This window comes from Paenibacillus sp. J22R160 (genome assembly GCF_059692135.1).
In genome coordinates this window covers 29,170-56,109 of record NZ_JCAUAU010000005.1, presented here as the reverse complement: position 1 = coordinate 56,109, position 26,940 = coordinate 29,170, and the positions used below count along the sequence as shown (strand labels likewise).

Below are 26,940 nucleotides of genomic sequence, written 5' to 3'. Positions count from 1 at the left end.
CAACTATTGGAGTGGTGCAAGAACTGATTTCGCGTTGAGAAGAAGTCGTGTACTTCTGTAGACAATCAGGTGGGTATCAGCAAGCTGTCGATGAGATTTTCAAATTCAAAAGCCAGTAGGCATATTCGAGGAACGTTAGTAAAAAACAAAACCAGAGGCTGCCGCGTGCAGCCTTTTGTGCGCAAAATATTGTATAATAGAAGCAGAATAGAAAACGCTTACAATCGGGGTGTGCGAAACGTGAACATCTTTAAGAAAATGTCTTACTTCAAAAAGCTGCTAATTTCCTATATTGCTGTCATTCTCGTGCCGGCTGTCATCTTAAGCGCTGTTTATTTTTACTATTATTCAGCCCAAGTAGAGGAAGGGATGAAGTCGGAGTCCCAGACTAATCTGCAGAATTATTCCAGTCTTATTCAAGCCATAACCTCGGAAATGGACCGTGCATCGCTTCAATTTTCTTTAATTCCACAGTTGTCATTGATTTTGAAAGACGCCAATTATAATGCTTACGATTACCGAATCCTACAGAATACAATGCAGACTTCTATTTCTTCTAATTCCCTATTTCATTCGGTATATCTATTTACCAAAATAAATAGCAGAGTCCTAACGACCGGGGAAGGGATTTATCCAATCAATGAATTTTATGATAAAACCGTTATAGACGAAGCTTCAAATAATGAGAATGTGGCCCAGTGGCATGAAATTCGCACTTTGAAAACAGGTGAAGAGGTCATTACATTCAGCAGGCGTGTACCAACTGCGTCTAAGGAATCTCTCGGTATTTTTATTTTTAACATCCGTAAAGACATTTTCTTTGAAACCGTTCAGTTGATTCAAAAGGACGAACCGCAGCCTATATTTGTTATGGATTCCTCGAAAAGAGTGGTGTTTCCCCTTGCCAATCAGCTATCCGATGATCTTGCCTCCTTTTACAAAAAGGGTGAGGTGAATCAGCAAGGTTGGACGAGGGTCCAGTTGAACGATAAGCGTTACTTCATGAGCTCAATGAAATCCCCAATGCTAGGTTGGACCTACATCCGACTAGTGCCAGTTGAGAAATATAACGAGCTTGTTAGCCGAAAATTAGTAGAGGTCCTAATCGTAATTCTTGCCGTTACTTTATTGTTCACAGGCATGGCGTATCTGCTCTCCCTGATGATGTATTTCCCCTTCAAACGTATTATATCTGGCATCAAAGAGCGACTGAAAAGCTCAGATCCGTATGATAAAAGAAATGAGTTTGATTTTGTGGAAAATGCACTCCATCAAATTTTAAGTGAAAATGAACAAATAAAAACCTCGGTTCTTCAGAATCAGCCGATCATCAAAGAACGGTGGGTGAATGCAATTTTTAACCGGATCATTCATCCTGACGATGTGATGTCGGCCGAGCATATGAGGGAAACAGGCATTGATTTCGCCAAAACGCATTTCATGGACTTGACGGTTATTATGGATCTGCGTTCTCACACGGAAATTGAGAGGAACAAAATCAGGCTTTTCATTTTCTCAATGATTGAAAATGCCTTCTCACTGGAGTTTGGTATCGCTGGCACGATTCTCAATGATGACAGTTTCGGTTTTATTATAAATACGAATCATGCCTGCGTGGACAATGAATTTCGTCAAGTACTACAAGAGATAAGCTATCCAATCATAGATCTTTCACAAACAGAGCTTAATATTAATTTACAATTTATTTATGGATCTCTGCACAGTTCACTCGAAGAATTAAGCTTGAAGAGAACATCAGCCAAAAATCTTCGATATAACGCCATTATCAATGAAGTTGATGTTGTCATTATGGAGGACCTGAAGCAAAGCGATACTGTGGGATACCCTGCACAATTTGTACAGCTATTGCTAATGTGTATCCGATCAGGTGATCAGCAGAAAGCCCAAGAGTCGGTCTCACAGCTTTTTCAAACTTATGTGTATCCGACTAAATCATCCCACGACAAGCTTGTGGAAATGCTAATGATGTTATTGAGTGTGATTGTCCACGAATTAAGGCAAGAGAATGAGTATTTTAATGAACTTGCGGATGAAAATTTGCTACATCTAAATGATGCCCACAGTAAGCAGGAGCTGGAGTCTTTAGTCTTGAGATTTGTTGACAAATTGGTATTTAGCCAAAGCACGGGACAAGATGATAACCGAAATGTACATATGATTCGTGCTTTTGAGTATATCAAGGGAAATTACCAGAAAAATATTTCAATAAGCGATATTGCGCATTACTTGCAGATAAGTCCAAGCTATTTAAGTAGAACCTTTAAGAACGAATGCGGCAAATCGCCATTGGAATATTTAACGGAGTTTCGGATGGAACGTGGAAAGGCTTATCTAGAAGATAATAAGTTATCTCTTCAGGAAATAAGTTCTTTGATTGGTTATAACGATTCTCACAGTTTTATTAGATACTTCAAGAAGTATACGGGAACAACACCGGGAGAATACCGGGTTAGGGTAATGAGACGTTTGTGAACTTCATGTTGTATATATGAACAAACAAGATCCTTGTTCAAGGATCATACAGAAACGGCAAAACTTTACCGTTTCTTTTTTTTGTGCTTCATGCCAATAATGGAGGCGGATACAAGAAAGCGAGGGCTGTGAAATGGCGTTATCGAGATCAAAACATACTTGGATGAAAGACTTTCAAAAGGCCAAATATTATTATCTGCTGCTTATACCAGGAATTCTATACTTCCTTGTTTTCAAGTACATTCCAATGGGCGGCGTTATTATGGCGTTCAAAGATTACAAGGTTAGCACAGGTATCTTGGGAAGCGAATGGGTGGGGTTGAGATGGTTCGACATGCTCTTTCAACGAGCTGACTTCTGGCAAGTTCTAAGGAACACGATCCTCATTTCGTTCTATAAAATAATATTTAATTTCCCTGCGCCAATTATCCTTGCCATTCTAATTAATGAAGTCAGGCATCAGGTGTTCAAAAGAAGCGTTCAGACGATCATTTATTTCCCGCATTTTGTGTCCTGGATTGTTATTGGCGGGATTCTAATTACCGTATTGTCACCTTCAAGCGGTTTAATAACGGCCCTCGGATTCGAACAATCTCCACTCATTGTTCCTGAACATTTCCGAAGCATGCTTGTACTTTCTCAGATGTGGAAGGAGACCGGCTGGGGAACCGTTATTTATTTGGCAGCCATTATCGGTATTGATCCAGGATTGTACGAGTCAGCAAAAATTGACGGAGCGAATCGCTTTAAACAGATTCTACATATAACAATCCCTGGTATATCCCAGACGATTGTTTTGCTGCTGATCTTAAGGATGGGTTTCATTCTAAGTGCCGGTTTCGATCAAGTATATATTCTGCTTACACCACTGGTAACAGGGGTAGGAGATATTCTGGATACCTATGTTTATCGGGTAGCGTTTAGTAATGGTCGTTATTCATTAGCGGCAGCGGCGGGGTTATTTCAATCCGTAGTGGGATTGTTGATGTTAGCTTTTACCAATTGGGTTGCGAAGAGGATTGGGAAAGAAGGCTTGTGGTAAAGAGAAGGAGAGCTTCTGCAATGCATTGTAGATTCCAAGGAGGAGCACCATGAACACGTTCATACAACCGATCTCAACACGGAAAACGAGGATATTCCCAAAAAACATAGGGACTTTCCAGATGCTAAACGGCTTATTTTTACTCCTTTTTTCTTTAGCCACCTTGTATCCGTTATGGTATGAAATTTCATTATCCTTCTCATCAGCGGATCAAGTGACCAAAGGAGGTGCGTTTCTTTGGCCGAAGGAGTTTACGTTAGATGCTTATCGAACGCTTGTGAGTACGAATATGATTTGGCATACCTATTTGAATACAGGATTCGTTACTTTAGTCGGAACGCTTCTAAGCGTTATACTTACAGCTTCGACCGCTTACCCTCTCACAAAGTCTCAGGTACCCGGCCGTAAATGGATGATCTTCGGTATTTTATTTACAATGTTGTTTAGCGGAGGAGTTATCCCGACTTATCTGGTGGTCAAGCAATTGGGACTATTAAATTCGCTCTGGTCTCTTATCTTGCCAGGAATGATTTCAGCTTACAACACCCTGGTAATGATGAGCTTTTTTCAGACGATTCCAGCAGAAATAGAGGAATCAGCAGAAATGGACGGCGCTAACCCAGTGCACATTTTTGTGAGATTAATACTGCCACTCTCCATGCCAGTTCTGGCAACAATCTCATTGTGGGTCGCTGTAGCTCATTGGAATGAATTCTTCACAGCACTCCTGTATATCAACGAGAGATCAAGTTATACGTTGTCCTTATTGCTAAGGGACTTGATTAGTGGTCAAGACTACGCCCGTTTCACAGGTGAAATCTCAAACACTTCAACAGAATCTGTGATTGGCGCGACGATTGTTGCCACGATTCTACCGATTTTGTGTGTCTATCCTTTTCTACAGAAATATTTTGTGCAAGGGGTTATGATTGGCTCTATAAAAGGGTAATTTCATGCGTTCGAGGCATGTTGTTATAGGTTACAATGATAATAAGGAGGGTTTCTATGTCACCGAAAAGATTAGGACGTACTCTTATCTGTTGCAGCGCGTTAAGTATGGTGTTAATTTCCGCTGGATGCACAAAAACCGGGAGTGAAAGCGAGGGGAATAAGTCTACTGGAGGTCCTGTTACGTATAATATGTTTCGAAATGCCGCTTATATCGTGGGTTATCCGGATGATGGAGGGCCTTATAAGAAGACCATTCTGGAAGCTGCAGCGAAAGCAGGCGTTACTGATGTTGATTACAAAGTGAGCATTTCTGGCGGAGCTGAGTATTTCACTAAATTAAATGTCCTGTCAGCATCCGATAATCTTCCGGATTATTTCTCTGTGGATATTCAGACTATGATCAAATATGCGGACGAGGGGCTGATCCTGCCGCTCGATGATCTCATGAAGAAAAACGCTCCGAACTTGACCAAACTTCAGAATCAAGGCGAGTTGGATGCGCTTCGCTATAAAGGGAAGACTTGGGCGGTATTTCCGGGTTACAGACCAGAGGCTTTCAATGGTCCATCTGTTGTTGGCTATAATATCCGAACGGACTGGCTGGATGCGTTGGGAATGAAAATGCCAGAAAATCTTAGTGATCTCCACAACTTGTTGAAAGCGTTTACCGAAGGAGATCCAGATAAGAATGGTAAAAAAGATACCATCGGACTTACAAGTTCCAAAACGGATTCTTCTGGCAGACAGGAGATATTCAGCAATATTTTTGGCGCATTCGGTATTCAGCCGACGTTCTGGATAGAGAAAAACGGTAGGTTGCAAAAAGGTTTCACTGTACCTGAAACAAAGGAAGCCTTGAGGGTTTTAAGTGATTGGTATAAAGAAGGAATTATTGATCCGGATTTCCCTGTTAATGAAGCAAAGCAAGTAGATGAGAAGGTTGCCAATTCCAAGGTCGGCGTATGGCTGGGCAGCGCTTTGGATGTCAATCCAACAACGCCACGAGCATCTGCACTTGCCAAAACAAATCCGAATGGGAAAATTGGCTTTTTGCCTCCACCAACTGGACCACAAGGACTCCGAGGCGGGGCCGAGACTTCTCCCGGTTACGGTGATTTAAGAGCCATTTCAGCAAAAGCGAAAGACCCGGACCGCCTAGTTAAACTGATTGATTGGTCTGCGGATCAGAGTGATACCGGTGGCTTTGCACTTGTTACCTATGGAAAAGAAGGCGAACATTACACCTATGATAAACAGTCAAACGTTCTCACGCAGAAAGCCAATATCTTAGACTTGTATAAGCAGGGTTTAGGTAACCCCGTGCGCTTCGTTCAAGTTGTTGATCGTCGTTGGGTACCTTCCGAAGATGCACGAAAAGCAATCAGTGTGAGCAATCAATACATCACGAAAAATGCTTACTGGAAAACAACGCCAACCATGTTTGATTATCCGGATCTAGAGTCGAAGCTTTGGCCAGAATACGCATTGAAAATCATTTTAGGCCAATTGCCCGTAGATGCGTGGGATGAATTCGTTAAGAAGTATTACGAGCAAGGCGGCAAAGTGATTGAAGATGAAGTAAACAAGACATGGAAAGCTGAGAAATCTGAGAAATCTGCGAAATAAGAAACAACTAAGGCTAGGGAGTGAGTTGCTTTTATGAGCAAAAAAAGAGATGGTCAACCCAATGTCATCGTGTTTTTCACTGATCAGCAGCGCTGGGATACGACTGGTGTGCATGGTAATCCTTTAGAATTGACCCCTAACTTCGACAGAATGGCAGGATTCGGAACGCATGTTTATAACTCTTTTACATGTCAGCCTGTGTGCGGTCCTGCACGTTCCTGCTTCCAGACGGGGAAATACGCAACGACAACAGGATGTGTAACCAACTACAACCCATTACCTGAGAATTCTAGAACATTAGGGCATTATTTCAAGGAAGCAGGGTATCAAACGGCCTATATAGGGAAGTGGCATTTGGCCGGTGAAGAACCAGTACCAGAGTCGAAGAGAGGCGGTTACACGCACTGGCTTGCTGCTGAACTTCTAGAATTTTCGTCAGATGCTTACAATGCGGTGTTATATAATAATGATAATCAGGCCGTCAAGCTTCCAGGGTATCGTGTAGACGCGCAGACCGATGCTGCTATTCGGTTTATTGATAACAACCAAGATAATCCCTTCTTTATGTTCCTTTCTTATCTAGAACCGCATCATCAGAATCATATTGATGATTATCCGGCTCCAGATGGCTATCGAGAACGTTACTCGGGGAGGTGGACGCCTGCGGATTTAGCCGCACTCGGCGGAACGGCTTCTCAGCATTTAGGAGGTTATTATGGCATGGTGCGCCGCTTGGATGAAGCGTTAGGGAGGCTTCAGGATGCTCTGAAGAGCCTCGATTTATCCGAGAACACCATCATCCTGTTTAGCTCAGACCATGCCTGTCATTTTAAAACACGAAACAACGAATATAAGCGTTCATGTCACGAAAGCTCAATTCGCGTGCCAACAGCGATTACAGGACCGGGATTTGACGGTGGAGGACGAATTCAGTCATTAGTGAGCCTGATCGACCTTCCTCCAACCCTTTTGGATGCGGCCGGAATTCCCGTCCCTGAGCATATGCAGGGGAGATCCATTATGCCGCTGCTGCAAGGTGGGAAGCCGAGTTGGCCATCTGAAGTGTTCATTCAAATCAGTGAGAGCCAAGTGGCGAGGGCAATACGCACCAAACGTTGGAAATACAGTGTTCATGCTCCTGATAAAAATCCTGTTCTTGATACTTGTTCAGATGTATACGTAGAGCAATTTCTGTATGATATACAAGCAGATCCGCATGAACTCACGAATTTAGCAGGATACGAATCACACAAGGAAATATCCGCTGTATTACGCGAGCGTTTAATTGAACGAATGGTCGAAGCGGGGGAAGAGCCGCCGTTGATTACACCAGCAGTACCAATCCCAAGTGGGCAGCGAATTGTCCATAAGCATGAGTACACATTATAAGATCATAGAAACCTAAAGAAGTTGTCCCCAAAAGTTCAAAAGAGAGGCTGTCCGCGGTCATTGGAAGACTTGGGACAGCCTCTTCTTTTATGGAGTTGCTTTGATTAGCGGGAAAAATTCCCGTTATTTCAAGTAATTTCGGTTTAGAAAAACAAATAACTGGAAATAGTACCTTTAATTCACTTAAATTCCCCTGCTTCCTGGCTCAATCGTCCCCATTAACAGGAGAAATTCCATTTATTCACTTAGTAGCAGTGTTATTCAATTAAATAACGGTAGTATTTCCCGTAAATCTAAGGAGGCGCTCCCAAACGTTCAAAAAAAGCCTCATCCTCGGCCATTTGATGACTTTTAGGACAACCACTTCCACAAAACAGCAGTGGTCTCACGAATCGAATGGATTTAGTCTTCTTCCGGTTCTCCAGGGTTTGTCGGTGTAGTCGGAGCACCGCCTTCAAGGCCATCTTCCCCAATAACAAAGCCAATGCGACCACCCGCAGCAACACTCCAATAAGAGGTATGGTTATCAAAGCTAATGTTAGCCGCTAATTCCGGGCTGTCGTATCCGCTAACGAATCCGTTCGTAAAGGTCAGCTTGCCTGTTGCATTTACTTCGACATATTTGAATTCATCGCTCATTACGTTTTTAATGACAACTTTGGAGTCCGCTTCTTGTTGAAAAACGCCGCCTTGTGAGCAGTCTTTTGCCTGAATCTTCATTTTGACTGAACCTTTACGGACTAAATTAATGGATCCTTTATCAATACGTACTTCCATTTCTCCAGTGAGGTTTCTTGGAAGCTGCGGCGTTTTTTCAATAAATGCAACCGTACGTTTACCTCCAGTAATATCGCCAGGGCCTGCTACACCCGTAAGCGTGTAGTTTTTCACCGAAAACGTGTCCACATTAAGAATGAACTCATTGTATTTACCGATTACTTGAATATCTTTTGTCACAAAGGAGTTTATTTTGATTGTTTGGTCGCCCTTGTACGTTTTACCGTTAATGACAACCGAATAACCACCATTAACACAATACGCTGAGGACGCCGCCTGTGCAGAGTTACCACTACCAAGTGCTGAGAATAAAACGAAAACTACTGCGAACAAAATAGCTGCTAATCTTTTCATGATTTGATTACCTCCATGTATCTTTTTTTGACAGTACAATTTAGGAAACGTTGCTAGAGTGCAATCGGTTTGCTCAATTTTCATTTTTAAACGACGTACTTCTACATGTTTCGTCTAACCCTAGCAGTATAAGCCGAAATATTTCTTGAGCGCAGGATAGAAACGGGGCCAAAATGCGCTTCGTCTTTTGTATTTAGGGAGCGAAAAAGCAGCTTCTTTTTCGGGAGCAGTTGTTCTCTTTTGGCAAACGTTCATGTACAATTATTGGTAGAGAGTACCCTACTCAAAAAATGGAAGGACGGCCGAAATCGTATGAAAATGAGCGGTAATACGGTTCTTATTACAGGAGGTACATCCGGCATTGGCTTTGAATTTGCAGCTCAGCTGCTTAAGCTGGGGAATACCGTCATTATTACGGGACGGGATCAAGGGAGGCTGGATGCAGCGAAGAGAAAGCTGCCAACGGTACATACGATTCAAAGCGATGCGGGGGATCCTCAGGCGATTGCGGCTTTGTTCGAAACCGTAGTGAAGCAATATCCCATGCTTAATGTCCTGATCAACAATGCAGGATTCATGCGCAAGATTAATTTACATGATCAGGACACTGATCTGGAAGATCTGAACCGCGAGATCGAAACGAATTTGAGCGGCCCGATCCGCATGGTGAAACAATTTCTTTCGCATCTGAAAATGCAAGAGTCGGCTGCGATCATGAATGTCTCGTCAGGCCTTGCCTTCGTCCCGCTGCCGATCTCACCTGTGTATTGCGCAGCAAAAGCAGGGATTCACTCTTTTACGCAGTCGCTAAGAGTACAGCTCAAAAATACAAAAGTAAAAGTGTTTGAACTTGCGCCTCCTTTGACAGATACTCCGCTGGTAGGCTCGTTCGACCCAGCAGATCTAGCGGGATCGAAAGCAATGAGCGTGTCCGTCATGGTCGGGTCTGCCATTCGGGGGATGGAGCAGGATAACTTCGAGATCCGGCCTGGGCAAAGTAACGCTTTGAAGCTCATGAACCGGATTGCACCGGCGTTTATTTTCAGCCAGCTCAGCAAGTCTGCGAACAACATGCTGAAAGAGTCGAAGTAAATCTGCTACGATGTTCACAACGACCGGCCCCTTCAATGGGAGCCGGTCGTTAATTTTACCACTACTTCACTTGCAGTAGGTAAAGCGTTTTCACAGAATACAGGCATCTGAACTTAGTATGAAAGTTATAAGTTAATTATATTATTTTAAATTAATTACCTGGAAATTTTAGAGTATGATTTATAGTCATAATGTAACGTCTAACTTGATATAACTATTTTCATTAGTTATAATGCAATAATAAGGATTGGAGAGTTGCAATCAGACTAACAGCTTTTCATTTAATTACCCATAGGCATGGGGATCATGGAGGCGCCTTGGATGCGCAGAAACTGATTCCTATTTTGGTCAACCACGTTTAACAAAGGAGTAACAATTATGGCACCAAGAAACAGTATTAACTTGACTAACATTTTGAAAGCGGCAACGGAAATTGTCGATACGAGCGGTGTGGAAGAATTGACATTAACGGCGCTTGCTCAAAAGCTGGATATTCGATCACCTTCCCTTTACAACCATTTCAATGGCCTGGTAGGCATTCGAAAACTGCTCTCTGTCTATGGATTGGAGCAACTTCTCAACGTTCTGATACGCGCTGCGATTGGTCGTTCCGGTGACGAAGCGATCCATGAAATGGCAAAAGCATACGTTAAATTTGCAAGGTCGCATCCTGGTCTATATGAAGTGACTCTACACGCCCCGGGTCCGCATGACGCTGAGGTGGTTAAGGTCGGACAAGAGATCGTCGATCTCGTAACACAAGTATTGAAAGCGTATCAACTTGAGGAGCAGGCCGCAATCCATATGGCACGAGCATTGCGGAGCATATTGCACGGTTTTGCTTCGCTGGAGCAGAAGGGCGGCTTCGGTCTTCCTTATGATCTTGACGATAGCTTACAAATGATTATTGATACGTTCTTGGCCGGTTTGCATGCGCGTTATCCAAGTGCTGCTCTGAAAACCAATTAATTAACAGAACAACCCCTGCATCCACCCTCTCGGAGTGGTGCGGGGGTTGTTCTGTTACGAGATGCTGAGTTTAATGAACAACTGCAGATGCCTTGGCATTTACTTCAGGATCGGCTTCCAGCTTTTCTTTGCTCATCGCTACCGCAGACATAACCGTAAGCAGTGCAGGAACTAGAGCCCAACCAAATGTAAGCACAATGGAAGAAGACAATGCTTGGGTGATTACATCTAGTACCGATGCAGGAATGTTCATACGTACGGCAGGATCAAGAAGGGCGTGCGGATCGTTGAGCGCCATCCCTTGCGGGAGTTGGTCTTTAACGGCAGCATTGGATGCCAGCTTGTTCATGAAAGCATGACTTTGAATAATCCCGAAAATAGTAATGCCTACCGTCATTCCGAGTGAACGAAGAAAAGTTAGCGTTGAACTGGCTGAACCGCGTTGATTGGCATCGATTCCATGAATCGAAGCATTCCCTAGGACCGAGAATGAAAATCCGATTCCTAGGCCAACAATGATCATGTACATCGTAACGATGAGCTGGGAGGAACCCGAAGATAGAGTAGTTAATAAATAGATCCCAGCTGCAAACATAATCGAAGCGGGTATCATGATGGCTCGGTAACTGAATTTACTCATTAAAAATCCGCCGACGGTTGCTGTAACAACAGTACCTAACATCATAGGAAGAAGAACCAGGCCCGAATTTGTGGCGGAACCACCAAGTACTCCCTGAATGAAGATTGGCGTATACACCGATGTAATGACGAAGGCTGCTCCACCGAATATCGCAGTTGCATTACTCATGGCATACAATCTCTTTCTAAACATGGCGAATGGAATAATTGGCTCTGCGGCGCGCGCTTCGGCAATAAGGAACAAGACGGTCATGATGCCGAAACCTCCAAATAAACCAATAATCAGGCCCGAATTCGAAGCAAGCGGCCTACCGCTAAGTTCTAAGCCGAACATCAGGCAAACGATAGCACCGACTAAGGTCAATGCTCCCCAATAGTCGATTTTTTGTTTAGAATGCTCATGTGATTCTTTATAGAAGAAAGCAACAAAGATAAGAGCAAGGAAGCCGATCGGGAGATTGATGTAAAATACCCAATGCCAGTTAATATGATCCGTAATGAAGGCACCAATCAAAGGGCCAAAGATGCTGGCAATCCCGAATACAGCGCCAAATAAGCCACCAAGCTTGCCACGGTTTTCTGCAGGTACGACATCATACATAATGGTGAAAGCAATGGGGATGATAGCGCCTCCGCTGATTCCTTGAATGGCGCGATAAATGCTTAGCTCAACCATGGATTGTGCCGTTCCGCAGAGAATAGAACCGAGCATAAAGACTAAAATGCCGAATACAAAAAACTTCTTGCGTCCGTACATGTCGGATAGCTTACCGAAAATGGGCATTCCGGCCATTTCGGAAATCATATACGCGGATGACACCCAAACGAATTTGTCTAATCCCCCTAGGTCCCCGACAATGGTTCCCATAGCGGTGGTAACGATTGTATTATCCATCGATGCCATCAGAATGCCTAATAAAAGGCCGGCGAACACTATACCCAATTTATTGTTTTTTTGTTGTAGCATGCCATATACCTCGCTTTAAACAGTAGTTTTCAGCCATTACTTTTGCTAGTGGCGACTTTTTCTAAATAAACTCACTGCCATCCACAAACATCCAATCGCCACGAGCACGCCATGAGCTACCCTGATCGGCTGAGTTCCCACAAACTGTGGAATGTAAAGCAGAAATCCTACAGCAAGGGGAATACCACTCCACTTCGGCAGGGTACGAGATTTCCAAATTCCAATGGCAGATAAGATACATCCAATTGCAAGAAAGATGAGCCCGATCAGGATCATCATGAATCCGGGGCCGAAACGGACGACATTAGCCATACTGATTAAGTCTGCGTTCTGCTGCTTGATTGCTTCCAGTCCAATTGCATGCAGGCCAAAAACTTCAGCGCCGTAAAAGGGCAGTGTCAAACCTGTACCCAGCAGGCTCAACGCAAATCCTAGGAATGCAAGGCGATCCGAGGTTGTTCCTTGGAGGAAAAGGTAATATCCTAATAAACCAAATGTTAAAAAAATGAATCCGAGTATTGCCATTACGTGCGCAATCATCCATTCCGTGGAAGCAAATGCCGCAGCTCCAGACAAGGATACTTCATCAGAGAAGGGGCGAATCGCTGGATAGAGGGCAAACAGGATGCCGGAAATACCTAGTGCGATGGTTGCAAGTTGAACCCGATAAACATTCGCAGATTTTGAAACATTGGAATAGACCTTATTTTCGTGAGTGATAGTCACTTTCCCCGCAGTCACGCTTGGTTTCATGCCGACAGACCTCCAGTAATGTAAGGATAGATTTCAACCCTTATGAATGGTATATGTTCTTTATCATAAAACTAATTAACTTAGTTAGTCAACTTATTATTTTATTATTAAATTACTTAAATTAATTGACAGACTAATTATATTAGTCTAAATTCAAAGTAGTTTCATACTAACGAGTACTTAAACTGTAACGTGAGAAATGGAGGGAAAACAAATGCGCATTCTGTTAACAGGCGGTTCAGGATTTATAGGGACAAACTTGACCAATCATTTGTTTCAAAAACATCCAGATTACACAATCATTAATTTTTCTCCTTGCAGAGCGGGAAGTCGGGCTATGAATGTAGCACGATTCCAAGCAAATCCAAATTACATTTATGTCGACGGAGTTATCGAAAATGAGCTGGCTTTGGTACGGGCTTTTGGTTTAGGCGTGGATGTTGTGGTTAATTTGGCCGGACAAACGCACATTGACCGAAGTTTGCAGACGCCCGGTTCATTAATTAGCGCCAATGTCCTAGGGTCGCAGATGGTCCTTGATATGGCACGGAAGTTTAGCGTCAAGCGAGTGATTCAAATATCTTCCGCCGAAGTGTACGGTCCGATGCATAAAGGGAGTGAAGTTACGGAAACGTTTCGCCTTGCCCCAGTCAACCCATATGGCGCAAGTAAAGTCGCAACCGAATTGATTACTCAGTCTTACCACCAGACGTTTGGTATGGATACGATCATTACCAGGTGCTCGAACAATTATGGTCAGTATCAGACACCAGAGAAATTGATGCCTCTTGTGATTACCAATGCACTTCTTAACAAGCCGATTCCGCTATATGGCGATGGAGGACAAATGCGAGATTGGCTGCATATTGAAGATCATTGCTCTGCACTTGACGCAATTATCCATAACGGAGTACCCGGTTCCGTTTACAATATCTCGGGAAATCAAGTTGCAACCACGAAGGAAATTGTTGAAACTGTGCTTCAATATCTAGACCGTCCATGGTCGCTGGTACAATCGGTAGCTGATCGGCCAGGTAACTTTGACAGATACCCGCTTAATTGCGATAAACTCACCACGGATACTGGGTGGAAACCGACCTACCTTCTCGAGGATGGCATCCGAGAGACAGCTTCGTGGTATCAAAGCAATGCGGAGTGGTGGACTGCTCAAGAGGAAGTAACTACGATCTGATAGAAGGAGGATACAAATGAAAGGAATTATTCTAGCTGGTGGACAGGGGACACGGCTATACCCGCTCACGATTTCAGTGACGAAACATTTGCTGCCTATTTACGACAAACCCATGATTTATTATCCGCTTTCTGTCCTGATGCTTGCGGGTATTCGCGATATTCTAATTATCGGTACACAGCAAGATACCCCGCGTTACCAAGGCTTGTTCGGGGACGGGAGTACCCTCGGTCTTACGATTTCTTACGCGGTGCAAGAGCATCCGGGTGGTTTGGCAGAAGCTTTTCTAATTGGAGAATCTTTTATTGGCAACGATGATGTTGCGCTCATTCTGGGGGACAACATTTTCTACGGTCAAGGGTTTACGGCGATGTTACAGGAGACCGTTAAAAATAAGAATGGAGCTACCGTATTCGGGTACCGGGTCAAGGATCCATCCCGATTCGGCGTTGTCGAATTTGATGAGCGCAATCGCGTATTATCGGTTGAAGAGAAACCGAAGTATCCGAAATCGGACTATGCAGTGACGGGGCTATATTTCTACGATAATGACGTCGTTCGAATTGCCAAGTCGCTCAAACCTTCTGCGCGAGGAGAACTTGAAATTACAGATTTGAACGCTGTTTATTTGGCGCAGAACAAGCTGCGTGTAACGCTTCTCGGTCGCGGTCTAGCCTGGCTCGATGCAGGTACCCATGATTCATTAATGCAAGCTTCACAGTTTATCGAGACATTGGAGAAACGCCAAGGATTCAAAATAGCCTGTATCGAGGAAATTGCGTTTCATTTAAACTATATTAATCAAGACCAGCTTGTTCACATTGCCAAACGATTAAAGAACGAATACGGTCAGTATTTACTGGACATCGTTGAAAGAGGTCACAGTAAGCACACGACTACTTCCAACAACATGGAGGTGCATTTGGCATGAAACTCCGTCATTCGATGAACCAGAATGCCATTCTCGTAACAGGAGGTTCCGGATTCATCGGCTCCAATTTTATCCTTCATATGCTGTCCAAGTATCCAGATTACGAGATTGTTAATTTGGACAAGCTGACATACGCCGCATCAGAAGACTTCAATGAGCAAGTGAGTAAATTCCCTAAATATACGTTCTTACATGGATCGATCGAGAATCAAGAGCTGGTTCATTTTATTTTTTCAGAATATGACATTCGTGGGATCATTCATTTTGCGGCTGAATCTCATGTGGACAATTCAATTTCAAACCCCGGGGTGTTCGTTCAGACGAATATCGTCGGCACATTCACGTTATTGAATGCGGCGATGAGACACTGGATGGATGGTCCTGGTGCTGTAAAGCCAGGTTATGAAGAATGCCGTTTCCATCACATCTCAACGGATGAGGTATATGGAGCCCTAGGGGAAACAGGAAAGTTCTCCGAAGAAAGCAAGTATGCCCCGAATAGCCCTTACAGCGCAAGCAAAGCGAGTTCAGATATGCTCGTTAGAAGCTTTAACCGCACCTATGGCCTTCATGCCGTGATAACCAATTGCTCCAACAATTATGGGCCACGGCAGCATGACGAAAAGCTTATTCCAACGGTCATTCGTTCTGCCCTTCATTTGAAGCCGATACCTATTTATGGCAACGGACGCAATGTACGAGACTGGCTCCATGTGCAAGATCACGTGGAGGCAATTGATCTTGTATTTCATAACGGTACAAATGGTGAGACCTATAATGTGGGCTCGGATAACGAACGTAATAACCTGAGCTTAGCAATGGAAATTTGCGCGATTTTGGATGAGTTGGCATCTGAACAGTTGAGGGAAGCGGGCTTGTCCAGCTACAGCGAACTGATTCAGTTTGTTAATGATCGGCCAGGGCATGATTGGCGATATGCGATCGATTGTAGCAAAATGTACAAGGAGTTGGGCTGGAAGGCACATATTTCTTTTGATTCGGGGCTGCGCCAAACAATTGAATGGTATCGGGAGCTATATCAGCCGAAACAGAAAGTAGGTGTATGAGGTTCTTCTCTCTTGATCAAGCCCAAAGAACAAAGGAGTAACAACTATGGCACCAAGAAATAGTATTAACTTGAACGTTATTTTGCAAGCGGCTACAGAAATTGTTGATACAGGCGGGGTCGAAGAATTATCGATTACTTCTCTTGCACAGAAGCTCGACATTCGTTCCCCTTCTCTTTACAATCATTTCAAAGGACTTCAAGCCATTCGCAAACTGCTCTCCATCTATGGTTTGGAGCAACTTCTTAACGTGCTTATACGTGCGGCAATCGGCCGCTCCGGTGATGAAGCGATTCGCGAAATGGCCAAAGCTTATGTCGCTTTCGCAAGGTCACATCCCGGACTCTACGAGGTAACACTTCTAACTACAGGACCTCAAGACTCAGATTCACAGGAGGTCGGGCAAGAAATTGTAGATCTCGTTACCCAAGTTCTGAAGGTGTATCAGCTTGAGGAAATGGACGCCATTCATATGGCCCGCGCTTTGAGGAGCATTTTGCACGGCTTTGCTTCGCTTGAACAAAAGGGTGGCTTTGGTCTTCCATTCGACCTGGACATAAGCCTACAGACCATTATCGATACGTTCTTGGCCGGGCTGCATGTCCGCTTATCCCATACAGCTCATTAATTCTAAACAACAAATCCCGCATCCTCCGTAGGAGAGAATGCGGGATTTTTCTTTGTCGTTTATCAGACGTAGCTAAAGGTTTTCTCGGTTGTATCTTCCGTGGCATTACCAGAAACATCCGCTGCCATGTATTCAAGACATTGAATAGAGAGTGAGTAGGCGTCTAGGGCTTCAATCTCTTCTTGTAACTTGGTAACCCTTTGCTTAAAACTAGGATTGGCAAATATTTGATCAACCGCTTGTCCTACTTCCTCTGACGTTACCCGATTCGATTTAAGGCTGATGCCGATTCCTGACCAATCGACACGGGCACTGACTTCACTTTTATCTTCCGATTTCCCCCAAACGATAAGCGGGACTCCGTGTTGAATCGCATAATGAACTCCGCCATACCCGGCATTGGTTACCATTGCATCTAGATGAGGCATTAGAAGAGAATAGGGAATAAATTTCTCTACCTTTACATTGTCTGGCAATTGAAACGGAAGGTTCGTTAGCGGTTTGTTTCCGGTTGTAGCTACAACCAGAACGTCTTTGTTAGCCAGTGCTTTAATCGCAGGAATCATTAATTGATTAAAATCTTCATTCGCTAGCGTTCCTTGCGTGACAAGCACAACGCGTTTGGCTGTCTGCAATTCCCCCCACCATGATGGCAGTGGGAAATCGTGTGCAGGAGTGGTCAAATTGAAAGGCCCGACGAATTGTACATTTGGAGGAAGATCACGATTAGGGTATTCAAATGAGGGGCATGTCCCTTGAAGGTACACATCTGAATAAAAGACTGCTGCGTCAAACACCCAGCGATCCAGTATAGGAAGTCCCATTTTCTTTAGAATGTTATTAAAATGCTGCTGCTCTTTGCGAAATAAAATTTTCTGAACAAGGAAATGCAGCATGCTGTTGCGCAGGCGGCCGAAAGAGGAATCGACAGGCTTGATGCCGAGTCCGAACGGCGCTATATCCTTACTCGTGACCGACAATGGCAGCATGCCGAGACAAACTGTCTTTATTGTATCCCCTCGTCTGCGAAGTGGAATAATACCTGTGTATGTAGGGCAGATAACGAGTACGTCTGGCTTGAATGTTTCGCGAATAGCCTTAACATCCTTATCAAACCCCTCCATTGTACCTCCAATGATGTTGCGGACTCCCCATTTGAACTGTTTGAGCCCCTTTAATTCCATATACTTGGGAAAATGCTCATTCAGAGTGGAACCGCTAAAATTCTTGAGGTTGGTGAAAGGAATGAAAGTGACACCGGTAGCCTGAATTTTCTCTTTAAATAGCGAACTGCAATACCAGATGACCTCATGACCTCGTTCAACAAGTTTTCTGGCCAATGGGATTGTAGGATTTACGTGCCCATCCGAAGGCCATACTGCGATTAGAAAGCGTGCCAATTTGTCTCCTCCTAATTACTTTTGATTTGGAATCATATATGGTGTGTCAGTGAAGCAATTATGCTAATCTTAATAATTTATTTACTTCATGTTGTTATTGACAAACTAAAGTAATTAGTTTAATTTTTATGTGTATTAGCTTATCATAAAGGCCAGTATCAGTCAACAGAGGTTGGAATGCTTCGGCACCCTGTCGGGGACTAATCTATCTTCCTTTTTTTGTTAAGGACAGTGGATTGGCTATGGAACTTATGTACCCAAACTAAAGGAGGATTTGTTATGAATCAAGTCATTCAGGCTGATGTGTGTATTGTTGGAGCTGGTCCCGCAGGTGCTATGTTAGGGTTATTGCTTGCAAAGCAAAGTAATCTTGAAGTGGTGGTGCTAGAACAGCATCAAGCATTTTCACGGGAGTTTCGTGGGGAGTCTATTTCTCAGGGGTCGGTTGTTATCTTGAACGAATTGGACATTCTCGCTAATCTCAAAAAGCACGGGTATTTGCAGGTGGAAGGCCTGGAGATGTATGACCAAGGGGAAAAAATATTTGCGGTCAATTTCCATGAGTTTCCCTATGAACAGAAGTTTATTATCGATTTGCCGCAGCCGGTTTTGATTGGGGCAATATTGGACAAAGCCAGCGATTATCCTAATTTTCATTTGAAAATGGGAGCTACAGGTATTGAACTAATTGAACAGGAAGGACAGTTCAGGGGTGTTGTGTACCGTGAGAAGTCCGGGGAATTCGTGACAGTGAATAGTTCGGTCGTTGTTGATGCGAGTGGACGGTACACACGTATTCGCGAAATGGCTGGTATTCATGCCAAAATTGAACATTTCAAACGGGATGCCGTTTGGTTCCGTGTACCGCGCCCTGACGGGTGGGAAAGTGCAACCCGTATTAAAGTCGATGGGCATCAGCACTTGATTATTTTGCCTACTTATCCGGATCAACTTCGTGTTGGTATTAACATTGCCAAAGGTGCCTATCAGGATTTTAGAAAACAAGATATTAGTGTTTTCTATGACACAGTTTGCAAATTGGAACCTCAGTTGGATGGCATCGTACAGGAGCATATTCAAAGTTGGAAAGATACGGTTCTCCTTGATATTTTCACAGCAGAGGTATCCCAGTGGTCCCGTGACGGACTTATCTTGATTGGAGACTCGGCTCACACCGTTTCCCCAATATTGGGACAAGGGGTCAACTTAGCTATTCAAGATGCCTATGAATTGGCACCTGTGATCTCAGACTATCTTGCGGTAAATCCGAAATCTGTCATTCCACAAGAAGCCTTTCAGTCGTTCCAGTTGAGACGCCAAGAACATGTGGGCTTTATTCAAGCGTTTCAGGCGGATCAAGAGAAGGACCTTATGGCGGAAAGTGATGAAGACATGATGAAAAGACGTATGAAGATGCAGATGCTTAATCAGTCTCCTATGAAAGTAGAACTCGCAACAAAGATGGCCTATGGAATTATTAGAGAGAATCTCTTACATGTCCACTAAAATGATAGGTAGGAGCTCGATTCCTGTGAACAAGTCAAACCTAATTGACAATCGTTTAAGTGGAGCAGATGGGTTTAGGGCGATAGCATGTCTTGCAGTCATCTTTCATCACCTGTCACAATTCTTGGCCATGCAGTCGCAGTTGCCTTGGATGCAGGAGCTGCAATCCTTCTTGCTTATGGGTAATGCGGGAGTAAGTGTGTTTTTTGTATTAAGCGGGTATTTATTAGCTTCACCGTATTGGCAAAAGTACCTTGACGGAAGCGCATATCCGGATATTAAGCAGTATGTGGTTCGGCGCGCTGCTAGAATTATGCCGGGCTATTACATAGCTGTCATAGTTGCAACGCTGATTACGGTTCTATTTCATGTACCGACGGAGCACTTCTGGGCACGCTTGATGGCGGCACTAACGTTTACTGCGGGATTTCACTACATAACATTGTTCCCTAACGAAGTAAACGGACCTTTATGGTCTATTAGCTTTGAAGTATTTTGTTATGTACTGATGCCTCTGTTTATGATGGGATTATATCGCTGGACGTTCAAACAACGATCTATACGGAATGGTCTGTTGTATTGGGTGGGTGTATTTATCCTAATCATAGGGCTAAACCAACTTGTCCATTTATTTTTTTCTACGAGCAATGAAGGGAAAGGCTGGGACTATGGGTGGATTGGCGGTGCGAAGTACTGGATGCCGAACTACAATCCTATTGGTTTTTTTGGTCAATTCACCATTGGGATACTCGCTGCAGGCGTTTCCGCAGGACTGCGCCAAAGTTCCCAGAGCCTCAGCAGAATTAAATACATCGGTGTATTCGATTTTGTAAGCTTAGGAGGCTTGTTTTGCTCATTTGCACTCCTGTGGTTCGTACGCCACATGCCTGAATTCAGTTTGAGTTTGCAAAAACAGCCCTTCTTCTTCCCGTTCTATCCCTTACTTATAGCGATCAGTTTGTGCGCTGCTTCACAATCGAGATGGGCTGCCAAAATACTAGATAATCGCCTATTTAAGTTTACGTCCAAAGTGTCATTTGGGCTGTATCTTTGGCATTTTGTGATTATTGGTGTTTCCTCGGTCACTTGGGCGAAAGACTTCCAGTACATGGGGACGAAGAGTCTGAGCACTTGGCTCAGTGTATCTGGTGTCGTTCTAGTCGTCTCATTCCTATTCGCAACGCTTTCCTTTTATTTTGTTGAAAAACCGGTACTTAATTGGTCTCACGGGAAAAGAAAATTAATAAGCAATACGCCTCAACCCCTATTGAAGGCGTAATAAGTGTAATTAGTTTCCATGCTTTTATACTGGCTGTTAGGGCTGCCCCTGCAGCTATTTTTTATTTTATTGATTTTTATAATATTTTTATTTTATCTTTAACTAATTTAATTAGTATAATTTATACACATGCACATGAGCTGTGGAATGGTGGTGTGGATATCCATGTTGATCTTAAGTTGGGTTAACTTAGCGTTCAGAGGGCTCATGGAGCTAGGCATTGTGATTGCTTTAGCTTACTGGGGGTATCATAGCGGTAAAAACACAATGCAGAGTACTCTGTTAAGCATCGGTGCACCCTTATTGATTTTCGGATTTTGGAGCCTGTTTGATTTTCGAAAAGTGGTTGCTACGCCAGAACCTTTTCGTCTTGTTCAAGAGTTGCTCCTATCCGGTTTAGCAGCTGTAGCATGGTATACAGCAGGGCAGCGAAGCCTAGGTGTAGCTCTCGGTTTAATTTCGATCGTCCATCATGTCTTGGTCTATTTGTTGGGAGAAAGGCTACTGAAATAACGAGCATGGGAAAGGATCGCGTCATTAGATTATTGAATAAAAATACAAATATAGGGAATTTGTTTATTCATATTCACAATAATTTGATTAGTTATTTAAATAACAATGTTAATTAACTATAATATCGATTAGTATTATCTTTAACCATTGTAATAATATATCTTAACCATTTTTTAACTTGCCTAATAGTTTTTATCTTGATATCTTGAGAATCAATGGAAATATTTGAGTGGAGTGTGAAAAGTAAGGGATAATTGATTTTATGTAAATCTAAAATTAGGGTGGAGGACTTTATGAAACTGAGACCAAAAAAGCGTGTAGTTGTTACTGGAATAGGCATCATTTGTTCGCTCGGTTCGGACAAGTCTCAAGTTCTTGCCAAAATGATGAAAAATGAAACTGGCATTGGGACGATTACCCGATTCAACACTGAAAAATTTATTAGTCGAATCGGTGCCGAAGTGAAGGACTATCACCCAGAGAACTATTTCTCGGCAGAGGAAGAAGAACGTTACGACTACTGCAGCCAATTCGGAATTATCGCTGCTAAAGAAGCGATGGAAGAGAGCGGTATTGCGATTACCGAAGAGAATGCGGCTCGTTTCGGAGTAGCTTTCGGCACCTGCAACGGGGGGATTAACTCCTTGGAGGAGCAAGCAACGGTTACAGAGCTCGATGTTGATCGGACTTCCCGTTATCCGTTCTTTCAGCAAGGAGACAATATCGCGATGTATTTCGGTATGCAGGGTCCGGTAAATACTTTGAATACGGCATGCGCTGCAAGCGGTAATGCGATTGGTTATGCCTACGATATGATCACTGCGGGCTACGCTGATAAGATGCTGGCTGGTGGTTCGGATTCTATGTCATCCTCGGTCTATGCGGGATTCAACGTCCTGCAGGCACTGAACACAGTACCTTGTTCACCTTATAATAACAAGTTCGGTTTAAGCTTGGGGGAAGGTGCAGCTTTCGTTGTATTGGAATCCTTGGAAAGCGCGCTGGCACGGAATGCCAAGATTTATTCCGAAATTTGCGGATACGGTTTGAGTAGTGACGCTTATCATGAGACAGCCCCTGAGCCCGAAGGAAAAGGTATCCAGTTGGCCGTTGAGTTTGCCTTAAGCAACGCTGGCATATCGAAGGATCAGATCGACTATATTAATACGCATGGCACAGGGACCAAGGCTAACGATTCAGCAGAGCTATATGGCTTGCGTCAGCTGTTTGGCGAAGAGCAATTCAACCAAATTCTGATCAGTTCAAGCAAGGCGTACTTCGGTCATAACTTAGGCGCAGCTGCTTCGATCGAATACGTAACGACGCTTCTCGCGCTGCAGGAAGGATTGCTGCCGGCCACCCTTCATTTTGAAACACCACGTGATGGTGTGAATCCTACGAATCTTGTTGTGAACGAGATGAGAGAAAGTAGTGTGAAATACTTCTTATGCAACAACTCCGCATTCGGAGGTCATAACTGTTCCATCGTTTCTTATAACTGGGCTGATAGGGGGGAAATCGCAGAAGAGTCTAATACACAGGAACCCAAACGAGTAGCCGTTGTTGGACTTGGAACGGTTTCCCGATTCGGACACCGCTCCGGAAGTATTCTTCCTTGGCTTGCTGAAGAGGGGATGACAGTAACGGCAGCGGAATCCACCTTCTCTCTGAAGGAATATAACAAAGATTTATATGAACGCAGAATGAATCCACTCTCGCAATACAGCATTGGAGCCGCACATCTGGCCCTTCAAGATGCAAAGCTTTCGACAAGCGAGAATAGCTGTGAAATCGGCTTATTCTATGGGACGTCTCGAGGAAGCCTGGAAAGCGCGCATAAATATTTATCAGCTATTTTTGAAAAAGGTCCCGATCATGCGAGTGGTGTCTATTTTCCAGATATGGTGCTCAATTCGACAGCCGGAAAAATTGCCAAGAAATTGGGTCTTAGGGGCTATGGTACTTCGATGAGTACGGGCGGCAACGATGGATTAAACAGTGCGTTATACGGATATGAGACGATTCGCGCAGGTATTCAAACATATAGTCTAATTGGCGCAGGGGATGAGCGTTCCACCTTCTCGGCACAAGTAGATACAGCATTAGGACTGGACAATATTCCCTATGAGATGGGCGAAGGCAGCGCGTTCCTCGTACTTATGGATATGGAGCAGGCCAAGTTGGAAGGTAAAGAAATATACGCAGAGCTGATAGGTTTTGGAACTGCTTTTAGTGGAACGAAAGGCGGTTCTGACGGCAGCGTAGTGAAGCGGGTTATACAGATGGCTTTGGAACGTTCCGGTGTTGAAGCTTCCGCCATAGGTTTTGTGCTATTTAATAGTTTCCTTGGCATGGACGAGCCTTCAGCTGAACGAGATGCGCTTTATGAAGTATTTTCTGATCAAGAGTTGCCTGTGGTATGTCTGAATGATCGGTTCGGCTATTGCGAGTCAACAGGGTCTTTATTCCATTTAAGCACCGCCGTTGATTATTTACACGCTAACAAGCAGATTTCTGTCAACGGTTTGGATGTTGCCGCAGGAGCAGCTTTTGTAAGTAAAGAGATGAAAGGAAACTACGGACTTGTAGTGAGTTCTTCTATTAACGGTAATTATACAGCTGCCGTCGTTGCACCTGAAGAGCAATAAGATCTTTGAGGAGCGGTTCCAAGGAACGATTCCTAATCCGGAGTCGATTCATGAACATATAAAAAAAGATCTGATGGGAGAGAAAAATGATGAAAAATGTAGAAGAAATCAAGCTTGCTATTAAACAAAATATTTTGATTGACCGACTTGAACTGGAGGACATTACGGCAGAGGAAATTGAAGATAATGCTCCGCTGTTCGGTGAAGGACTTGGCCTAGACTCTGTTGAGGCGCTTGATGTCGTTGCCGGGTTAGAAGCAGAGTTTGGCGTCAAATTGCACGGTATGGATCAAGAGGCAATCAGAAAGCATTTCTATTCGGTAGAGACATTATCCCAATTTGTTTCCGAGCAATTGTCCGCTGTGGCGAACTAACAATCAGCTCCCACCCTGCTGTGCAGCCGACGATGTCAGAAGCAATTGTCTGATCGCCGGCTGCCAGAACTTTGGAGGTATATCGGAAATGAAGGAAGTTACGATAATCGGTGCAGGTCTAGGCGGTTTGGTTTGCGGAGCAATGCTTGCTAAAGCCGGAATGAAGGTTCGAGTTCTAGAGCGTCATTTTATCCCAGGCGGTTATGCGACTTCTTTTACCCGGAAAGTTCGGGGCATAGTCCGTCCGGTAGAATTCGAAGTATCGCTGCATCTGATGGGAGACCTTGGTGAGAAGGGTGCTCTTCGAGAAGTACTAACGGATATAGGTCTAATGGATCATGTTGAATTCCTTCGTGCCAAAACACTTTATCGAGCTGTATTTCCTGGGGACGAAATCCGGGTGGAGGATTATGACACCTATATGTATGACCTGGGAATTAAATATCCCGATGAACGGAACGGCATCAAGCTATTATTTGAACAATTTTGTAAACTTCGCAATGAAATACTCTTCATGATGAACAAAACCAATCAAGGGGAAGCGAACGATTTATTTCAAGATGGGCCAACGGTGTTAGCCTACAACAATTTATCTCTTCAGCAGGTGCTTGATCAGTACTTAAATACCGCAGAACTCAAGTCCATTATTGCTCAGCAGTGGCAGTATTACGGACTTCCCCCTTCCCAGATATCCGCCGTTTATTACGCTTACGCATGGACGGAATATATGTTGAATGGCGGTTATTATCCCAAAGGACGTTCCCAACAAATTTCCAATGCCCTTTCCCAAATGATCAAGAGTCACGGGGGAGAAGTTCTTACAAGGCAGCAAGTCACGCAGATTCAGGTCGAGAATGGATCCGTGAAAGGCGTTAAAACGCTGAAAGGAGAATTTGCGTCAGAGATTGTTATCTCAAATGTTGACCCCATGCAGACGTTTGGCAAGATGATCGGTTACGATCAGTTGCCACGCCGATATGTCAAAAAGATTGAATCGCTCAAGCCGAGCCTCGCGTGTGTTCAGGCTTATTTGCTGCTGGACATCGATTTCCCTAACGTTTACGGGGAGACGGATCATGAAATATTCGTTAATGAGTACTACGATCTTGAGCAAGCCTACGAGGAAATGCGGAATGAAAGCTACGAGACAATGCCGTTCAGTATTACGATCTACGAAAATCTCAATCCCTCCTATCAAGTAAGCGGTAAAACGACGATGTCATTGTTCGTGTTAAGTGAGTATGATTGCTGGAATGAAATCAATGAAGAGACTTATCAGCAGAAAAAAGAGGCAGTCACCCGCATCCTGATCAATAGGCTGGAGCGTCTGTACCCGAACGTGAGTGAGCATATCGCTTATGCGGAGCTCTCAACCCCGCGAACGAATCATGGCTATACCAGTAACATGCACGGCGCAATTTATGGGGCACAACAATCGGTTGATCAGTGCCTGCATCGCAGGCTGCCCCAAACGACCCCCATCCAAGGCTTGTATTTAGCAGGTGCATGGACACAGCCGGGGGGAGGGTACAGCGGAGTTATTTGGAGCGGATATAATTTGGCTAAACAACTCATTCTTCAAAACAAAGAGGTGGTGCTGACATGATGATGAAGGATCGGGTAGCGATCATAACAGGCGCTACTCGTGGAATTGGGAAAGCAATTTTGTACAGGTTCGCAGAGGAAGGCGCAACGGTTGTAGGCGTTTATGCCAGTAGTGACCAAATGGCACAAACGATCCAAGAGGACCTTCGTTCGAAGGGAGTCAAGGTTACCTTTTTCAAAGGCTCAATAACAGACCAGGCATTCATCCGTGTAATGATGGAGCAAATCATGACGGAGTACGGCAGCATTGATATTTTGATCAATAATGCTGGCATTGTAGCCGACAATTTCTCCTCACAGATGCTGCTGGACGAATGGAATCGGGTGTTCCGCACGAACTTCGAAGGCACCTATTGTTGTTCGAATGAAGTTATCCCGTATATGGCGCGCAAGGGGAGCGGGAAGATCGTCAACGTGATTTCTGTTACCGGTGTTCTGGGTCGAGAGGCTCAAGCGAATTATGGAGCATCCAAAGGTGCCATCATCGGCTTGACGCGTATGTTGGCCCGACGTTATGCGTCCAAGGGCATATATGTTAACGCGATAGCTCCGGGAATGATCAATACCGAAATGATCGGTCACGTCCCTCAGGACAAGTTGGCTAATTTTCTCTTGCATACGAATATGAAGAGATTAGGGGAACCACGGGAAATTGCGGATTCGGTCCTCTTCCTAGCGAGCCCCATGTCGGATTATATCGCAGGCAGCGTGTTGAAGGTGGACGGCGGCTTTATCAGATAGGAGG

Annotated in this window: 22 protein-coding genes; 18 read left to right on the top strand and 4 right to left on the bottom strand. The window is 44.0% G+C overall.

Going from position 1 to position 26,940, the window contains the following annotated elements; translation table 11 throughout:
• Window positions 1-240: 240 nt before the first annotated feature.
• From AC58UW_RS14035 to AC58UW_RS14015, 5 genes are all read left to right on the top strand, one after another.
• On the top strand, window positions 241-2,493 hold the full coding sequence (locus tag AC58UW_RS14035) for an AraC family transcriptional regulator (protein ID WP_497421263.1): 2,253 nt from the start codon (window positions 241-243) through the stop codon (window positions 2,491-2,493).
• 163 nt (window positions 2,494-2,656) lie between these two features.
• Window positions 2,657-3,535: an ABC transporter permease gene (locus AC58UW_RS14030; RefSeq protein ID WP_497421262.1), complete on the top strand. Its 879-nt coding sequence runs from the start codon at window positions 2,657-2,659 to the stop codon at window positions 3,533-3,535.
• 49 nt (window positions 3,536-3,584) lie between these two features.
• Window positions 3,585-4,484 (top strand): carbohydrate ABC transporter permease, encoded by a 900-nt coding sequence (locus AC58UW_RS14025; protein WP_497421261.1) that lies wholly within the window; start codon window positions 3,585-3,587, stop codon window positions 4,482-4,484.
• Window positions 4,485-4,540: 56 nt separating this feature from the next.
• Window positions 4,541-6,112, top strand: a complete 1,572-nt coding sequence (locus AC58UW_RS14020; protein ID WP_497421260.1) for a type 2 periplasmic-binding domain-containing protein — start codon at window positions 4,541-4,543, stop codon at window positions 6,110-6,112.
• Window positions 6,113-6,145: 33 nt separating this feature from the next.
• Entirely contained in the window at window positions 6,146-7,501 is a 1,356-nt protein-coding gene (locus tag AC58UW_RS14015; protein WP_497421259.1) for a sulfatase family protein, read from the top strand.
• A gap of 402 nt (window positions 7,502-7,903) precedes the next feature.
• Here AC58UW_RS14015 and AC58UW_RS14010 read toward each other — a convergent pair whose 3' ends face one another.
• Window positions 7,904-8,632 carry a hypothetical protein gene (locus tag AC58UW_RS14010; protein WP_497421258.1) on the bottom strand — a complete coding sequence of 243 codons (729 nt, stop codon included), beginning with the start codon at window positions 8,630-8,632 and terminating at the stop codon, window positions 7,904-7,906.
• Window positions 8,633-8,872: 240 nt separating this feature from the next.
• Between AC58UW_RS14010 and AC58UW_RS14005 the strand changes: the two genes are divergently transcribed.
• Together AC58UW_RS14005 and AC58UW_RS14000 are read left to right on the top strand one after the other, a co-directional pair.
• Complete coding sequence (locus AC58UW_RS14005) at window positions 8,873-9,724, top strand: SDR family oxidoreductase (RefSeq protein WP_497421257.1); 852 nt, start codon at window positions 8,873-8,875, stop codon at window positions 9,722-9,724.
• A gap of 378 nt (window positions 9,725-10,102) precedes the next feature.
• Entirely contained in the window at window positions 10,103-10,693 is a 591-nt protein-coding gene (locus tag AC58UW_RS14000) for a TetR-like C-terminal domain-containing protein (protein ID WP_497421256.1), read from the top strand.
• 70 nt (window positions 10,694-10,763) lie between these two features.
• On the opposite strand, the gene AC58UW_RS13995 is transcribed toward AC58UW_RS14000, so the two are convergent.
• Complete coding sequence (locus AC58UW_RS13995; protein WP_497421255.1) at window positions 10,764-12,299, bottom strand: MDR family MFS transporter; 1,536 nt, start codon at window positions 12,297-12,299, stop codon at window positions 10,764-10,766.
• A gap of 45 nt (window positions 12,300-12,344) precedes the next feature.
• Entirely contained in the window at window positions 12,345-13,052 is a 708-nt protein-coding gene (locus AC58UW_RS13990) for a hypothetical protein (RefSeq protein ID WP_497421254.1), read from the bottom strand.
• 214 nt (window positions 13,053-13,266) lie between these two features.
• Here AC58UW_RS13990 and AC58UW_RS13985 point away from each other — a divergent pair, with 214 nt between their 5' ends.
• From AC58UW_RS13985 to AC58UW_RS13970, 4 genes are read left to right on the top strand one after another with little or no spacing between them, the layout of a single operon-like run.
• The gene (locus AC58UW_RS13985; protein WP_497421253.1) at window positions 13,267-14,244 is read left to right on the top strand and encodes a dTDP-glucose 4,6-dehydratase; all 978 of its coding nucleotides are present in this window, start codon (window positions 13,267-13,269) and stop codon (window positions 14,242-14,244) included.
• A gap of 16 nt (window positions 14,245-14,260) precedes the next feature.
• Window positions 14,261-15,175 (top strand): glucose-1-phosphate thymidylyltransferase RfbA, encoded by a 915-nt coding sequence (rfbA, locus tag AC58UW_RS13980; protein WP_497421252.1) that lies wholly within the window; start codon window positions 14,261-14,263, stop codon window positions 15,173-15,175.
• Complete coding sequence (gene rfbB, locus AC58UW_RS13975) at window positions 15,172-16,242, top strand: dTDP-glucose 4,6-dehydratase (RefSeq protein WP_497421251.1); 1,071 nt, start codon at window positions 15,172-15,174, stop codon at window positions 16,240-16,242. The genes rfbA and rfbB overlap by 4 nt, the downstream gene beginning before the upstream one ends.
• Window positions 16,243-16,288: 46 nt before the next feature.
• On the top strand, window positions 16,289-16,870 hold the full coding sequence (locus tag AC58UW_RS13970) for a TetR-like C-terminal domain-containing protein (protein WP_497421250.1): 582 nt from the start codon (window positions 16,289-16,291) through the stop codon (window positions 16,868-16,870).
• 62 nt (window positions 16,871-16,932) lie between these two features.
• Here AC58UW_RS13970 and AC58UW_RS13965 read toward each other — a convergent pair whose 3' ends face one another.
• Window positions 16,933-18,270, bottom strand: a complete 1,338-nt coding sequence (locus tag AC58UW_RS13965; protein WP_497421249.1) for a glycosyltransferase — start codon at window positions 18,268-18,270, stop codon at window positions 16,933-16,935.
• Window positions 18,271-18,549: 279 nt separating this feature from the next.
• Between AC58UW_RS13965 and AC58UW_RS13960 the strand changes: the two genes are divergently transcribed.
• The 7 genes from AC58UW_RS13960 to AC58UW_RS13930 all read left to right on the top strand — a co-directional run bounded on the left by AC58UW_RS13960 (window position 18,550) and on the right by AC58UW_RS13930 (window position 26,936).
• Complete coding sequence (locus AC58UW_RS13960; protein WP_497421248.1) at window positions 18,550-19,776, top strand: FAD-dependent monooxygenase; 1,227 nt, start codon at window positions 18,550-18,552, stop codon at window positions 19,774-19,776.
• A 25-nt stretch (window positions 19,777-19,801) separates the two neighbouring features.
• Window positions 19,802-21,055, top strand: a complete 1,254-nt coding sequence (locus tag AC58UW_RS13955) for an acyltransferase family protein (protein ID WP_497421247.1) — start codon at window positions 19,802-19,804, stop codon at window positions 21,053-21,055.
• 165 nt (window positions 21,056-21,220) lie between these two features.
• Complete coding sequence (locus tag AC58UW_RS13950; RefSeq protein ID WP_497421246.1) at window positions 21,221-21,568, top strand: YrdB family protein; 348 nt, start codon at window positions 21,221-21,223, stop codon at window positions 21,566-21,568.
• A 293-nt stretch (window positions 21,569-21,861) separates the two neighbouring features.
• Complete coding sequence (locus tag AC58UW_RS13945) at window positions 21,862-24,216, top strand: beta-ketoacyl synthase N-terminal-like domain-containing protein (protein ID WP_497421245.1); 2,355 nt, start codon at window positions 21,862-21,864, stop codon at window positions 24,214-24,216.
• An 89-nt stretch (window positions 24,217-24,305) separates the two neighbouring features.
• A complete protein-coding gene (locus tag AC58UW_RS13940; RefSeq protein WP_497421244.1) occupies window positions 24,306-24,590 on the top strand; it encodes a phosphopantetheine-binding protein in 285 nt (94 codons plus the stop codon).
• A gap of 88 nt (window positions 24,591-24,678) precedes the next feature.
• Window positions 24,679-26,196, top strand: a complete 1,518-nt coding sequence (locus AC58UW_RS13935) for a phytoene desaturase family protein (RefSeq protein ID WP_497421243.1) — start codon at window positions 24,679-24,681, stop codon at window positions 26,194-26,196.
• Window positions 26,193-26,936, top strand: a complete 744-nt coding sequence (locus AC58UW_RS13930) for a 3-oxoacyl-ACP reductase family protein (protein ID WP_497421242.1) — start codon at window positions 26,193-26,195, stop codon at window positions 26,934-26,936. Before AC58UW_RS13935 ends, AC58UW_RS13930 begins: the two co-directional genes overlap by 4 nt.
• The last annotated feature ends 4 nt before the right edge of the window (window positions 26,937-26,940 follow it).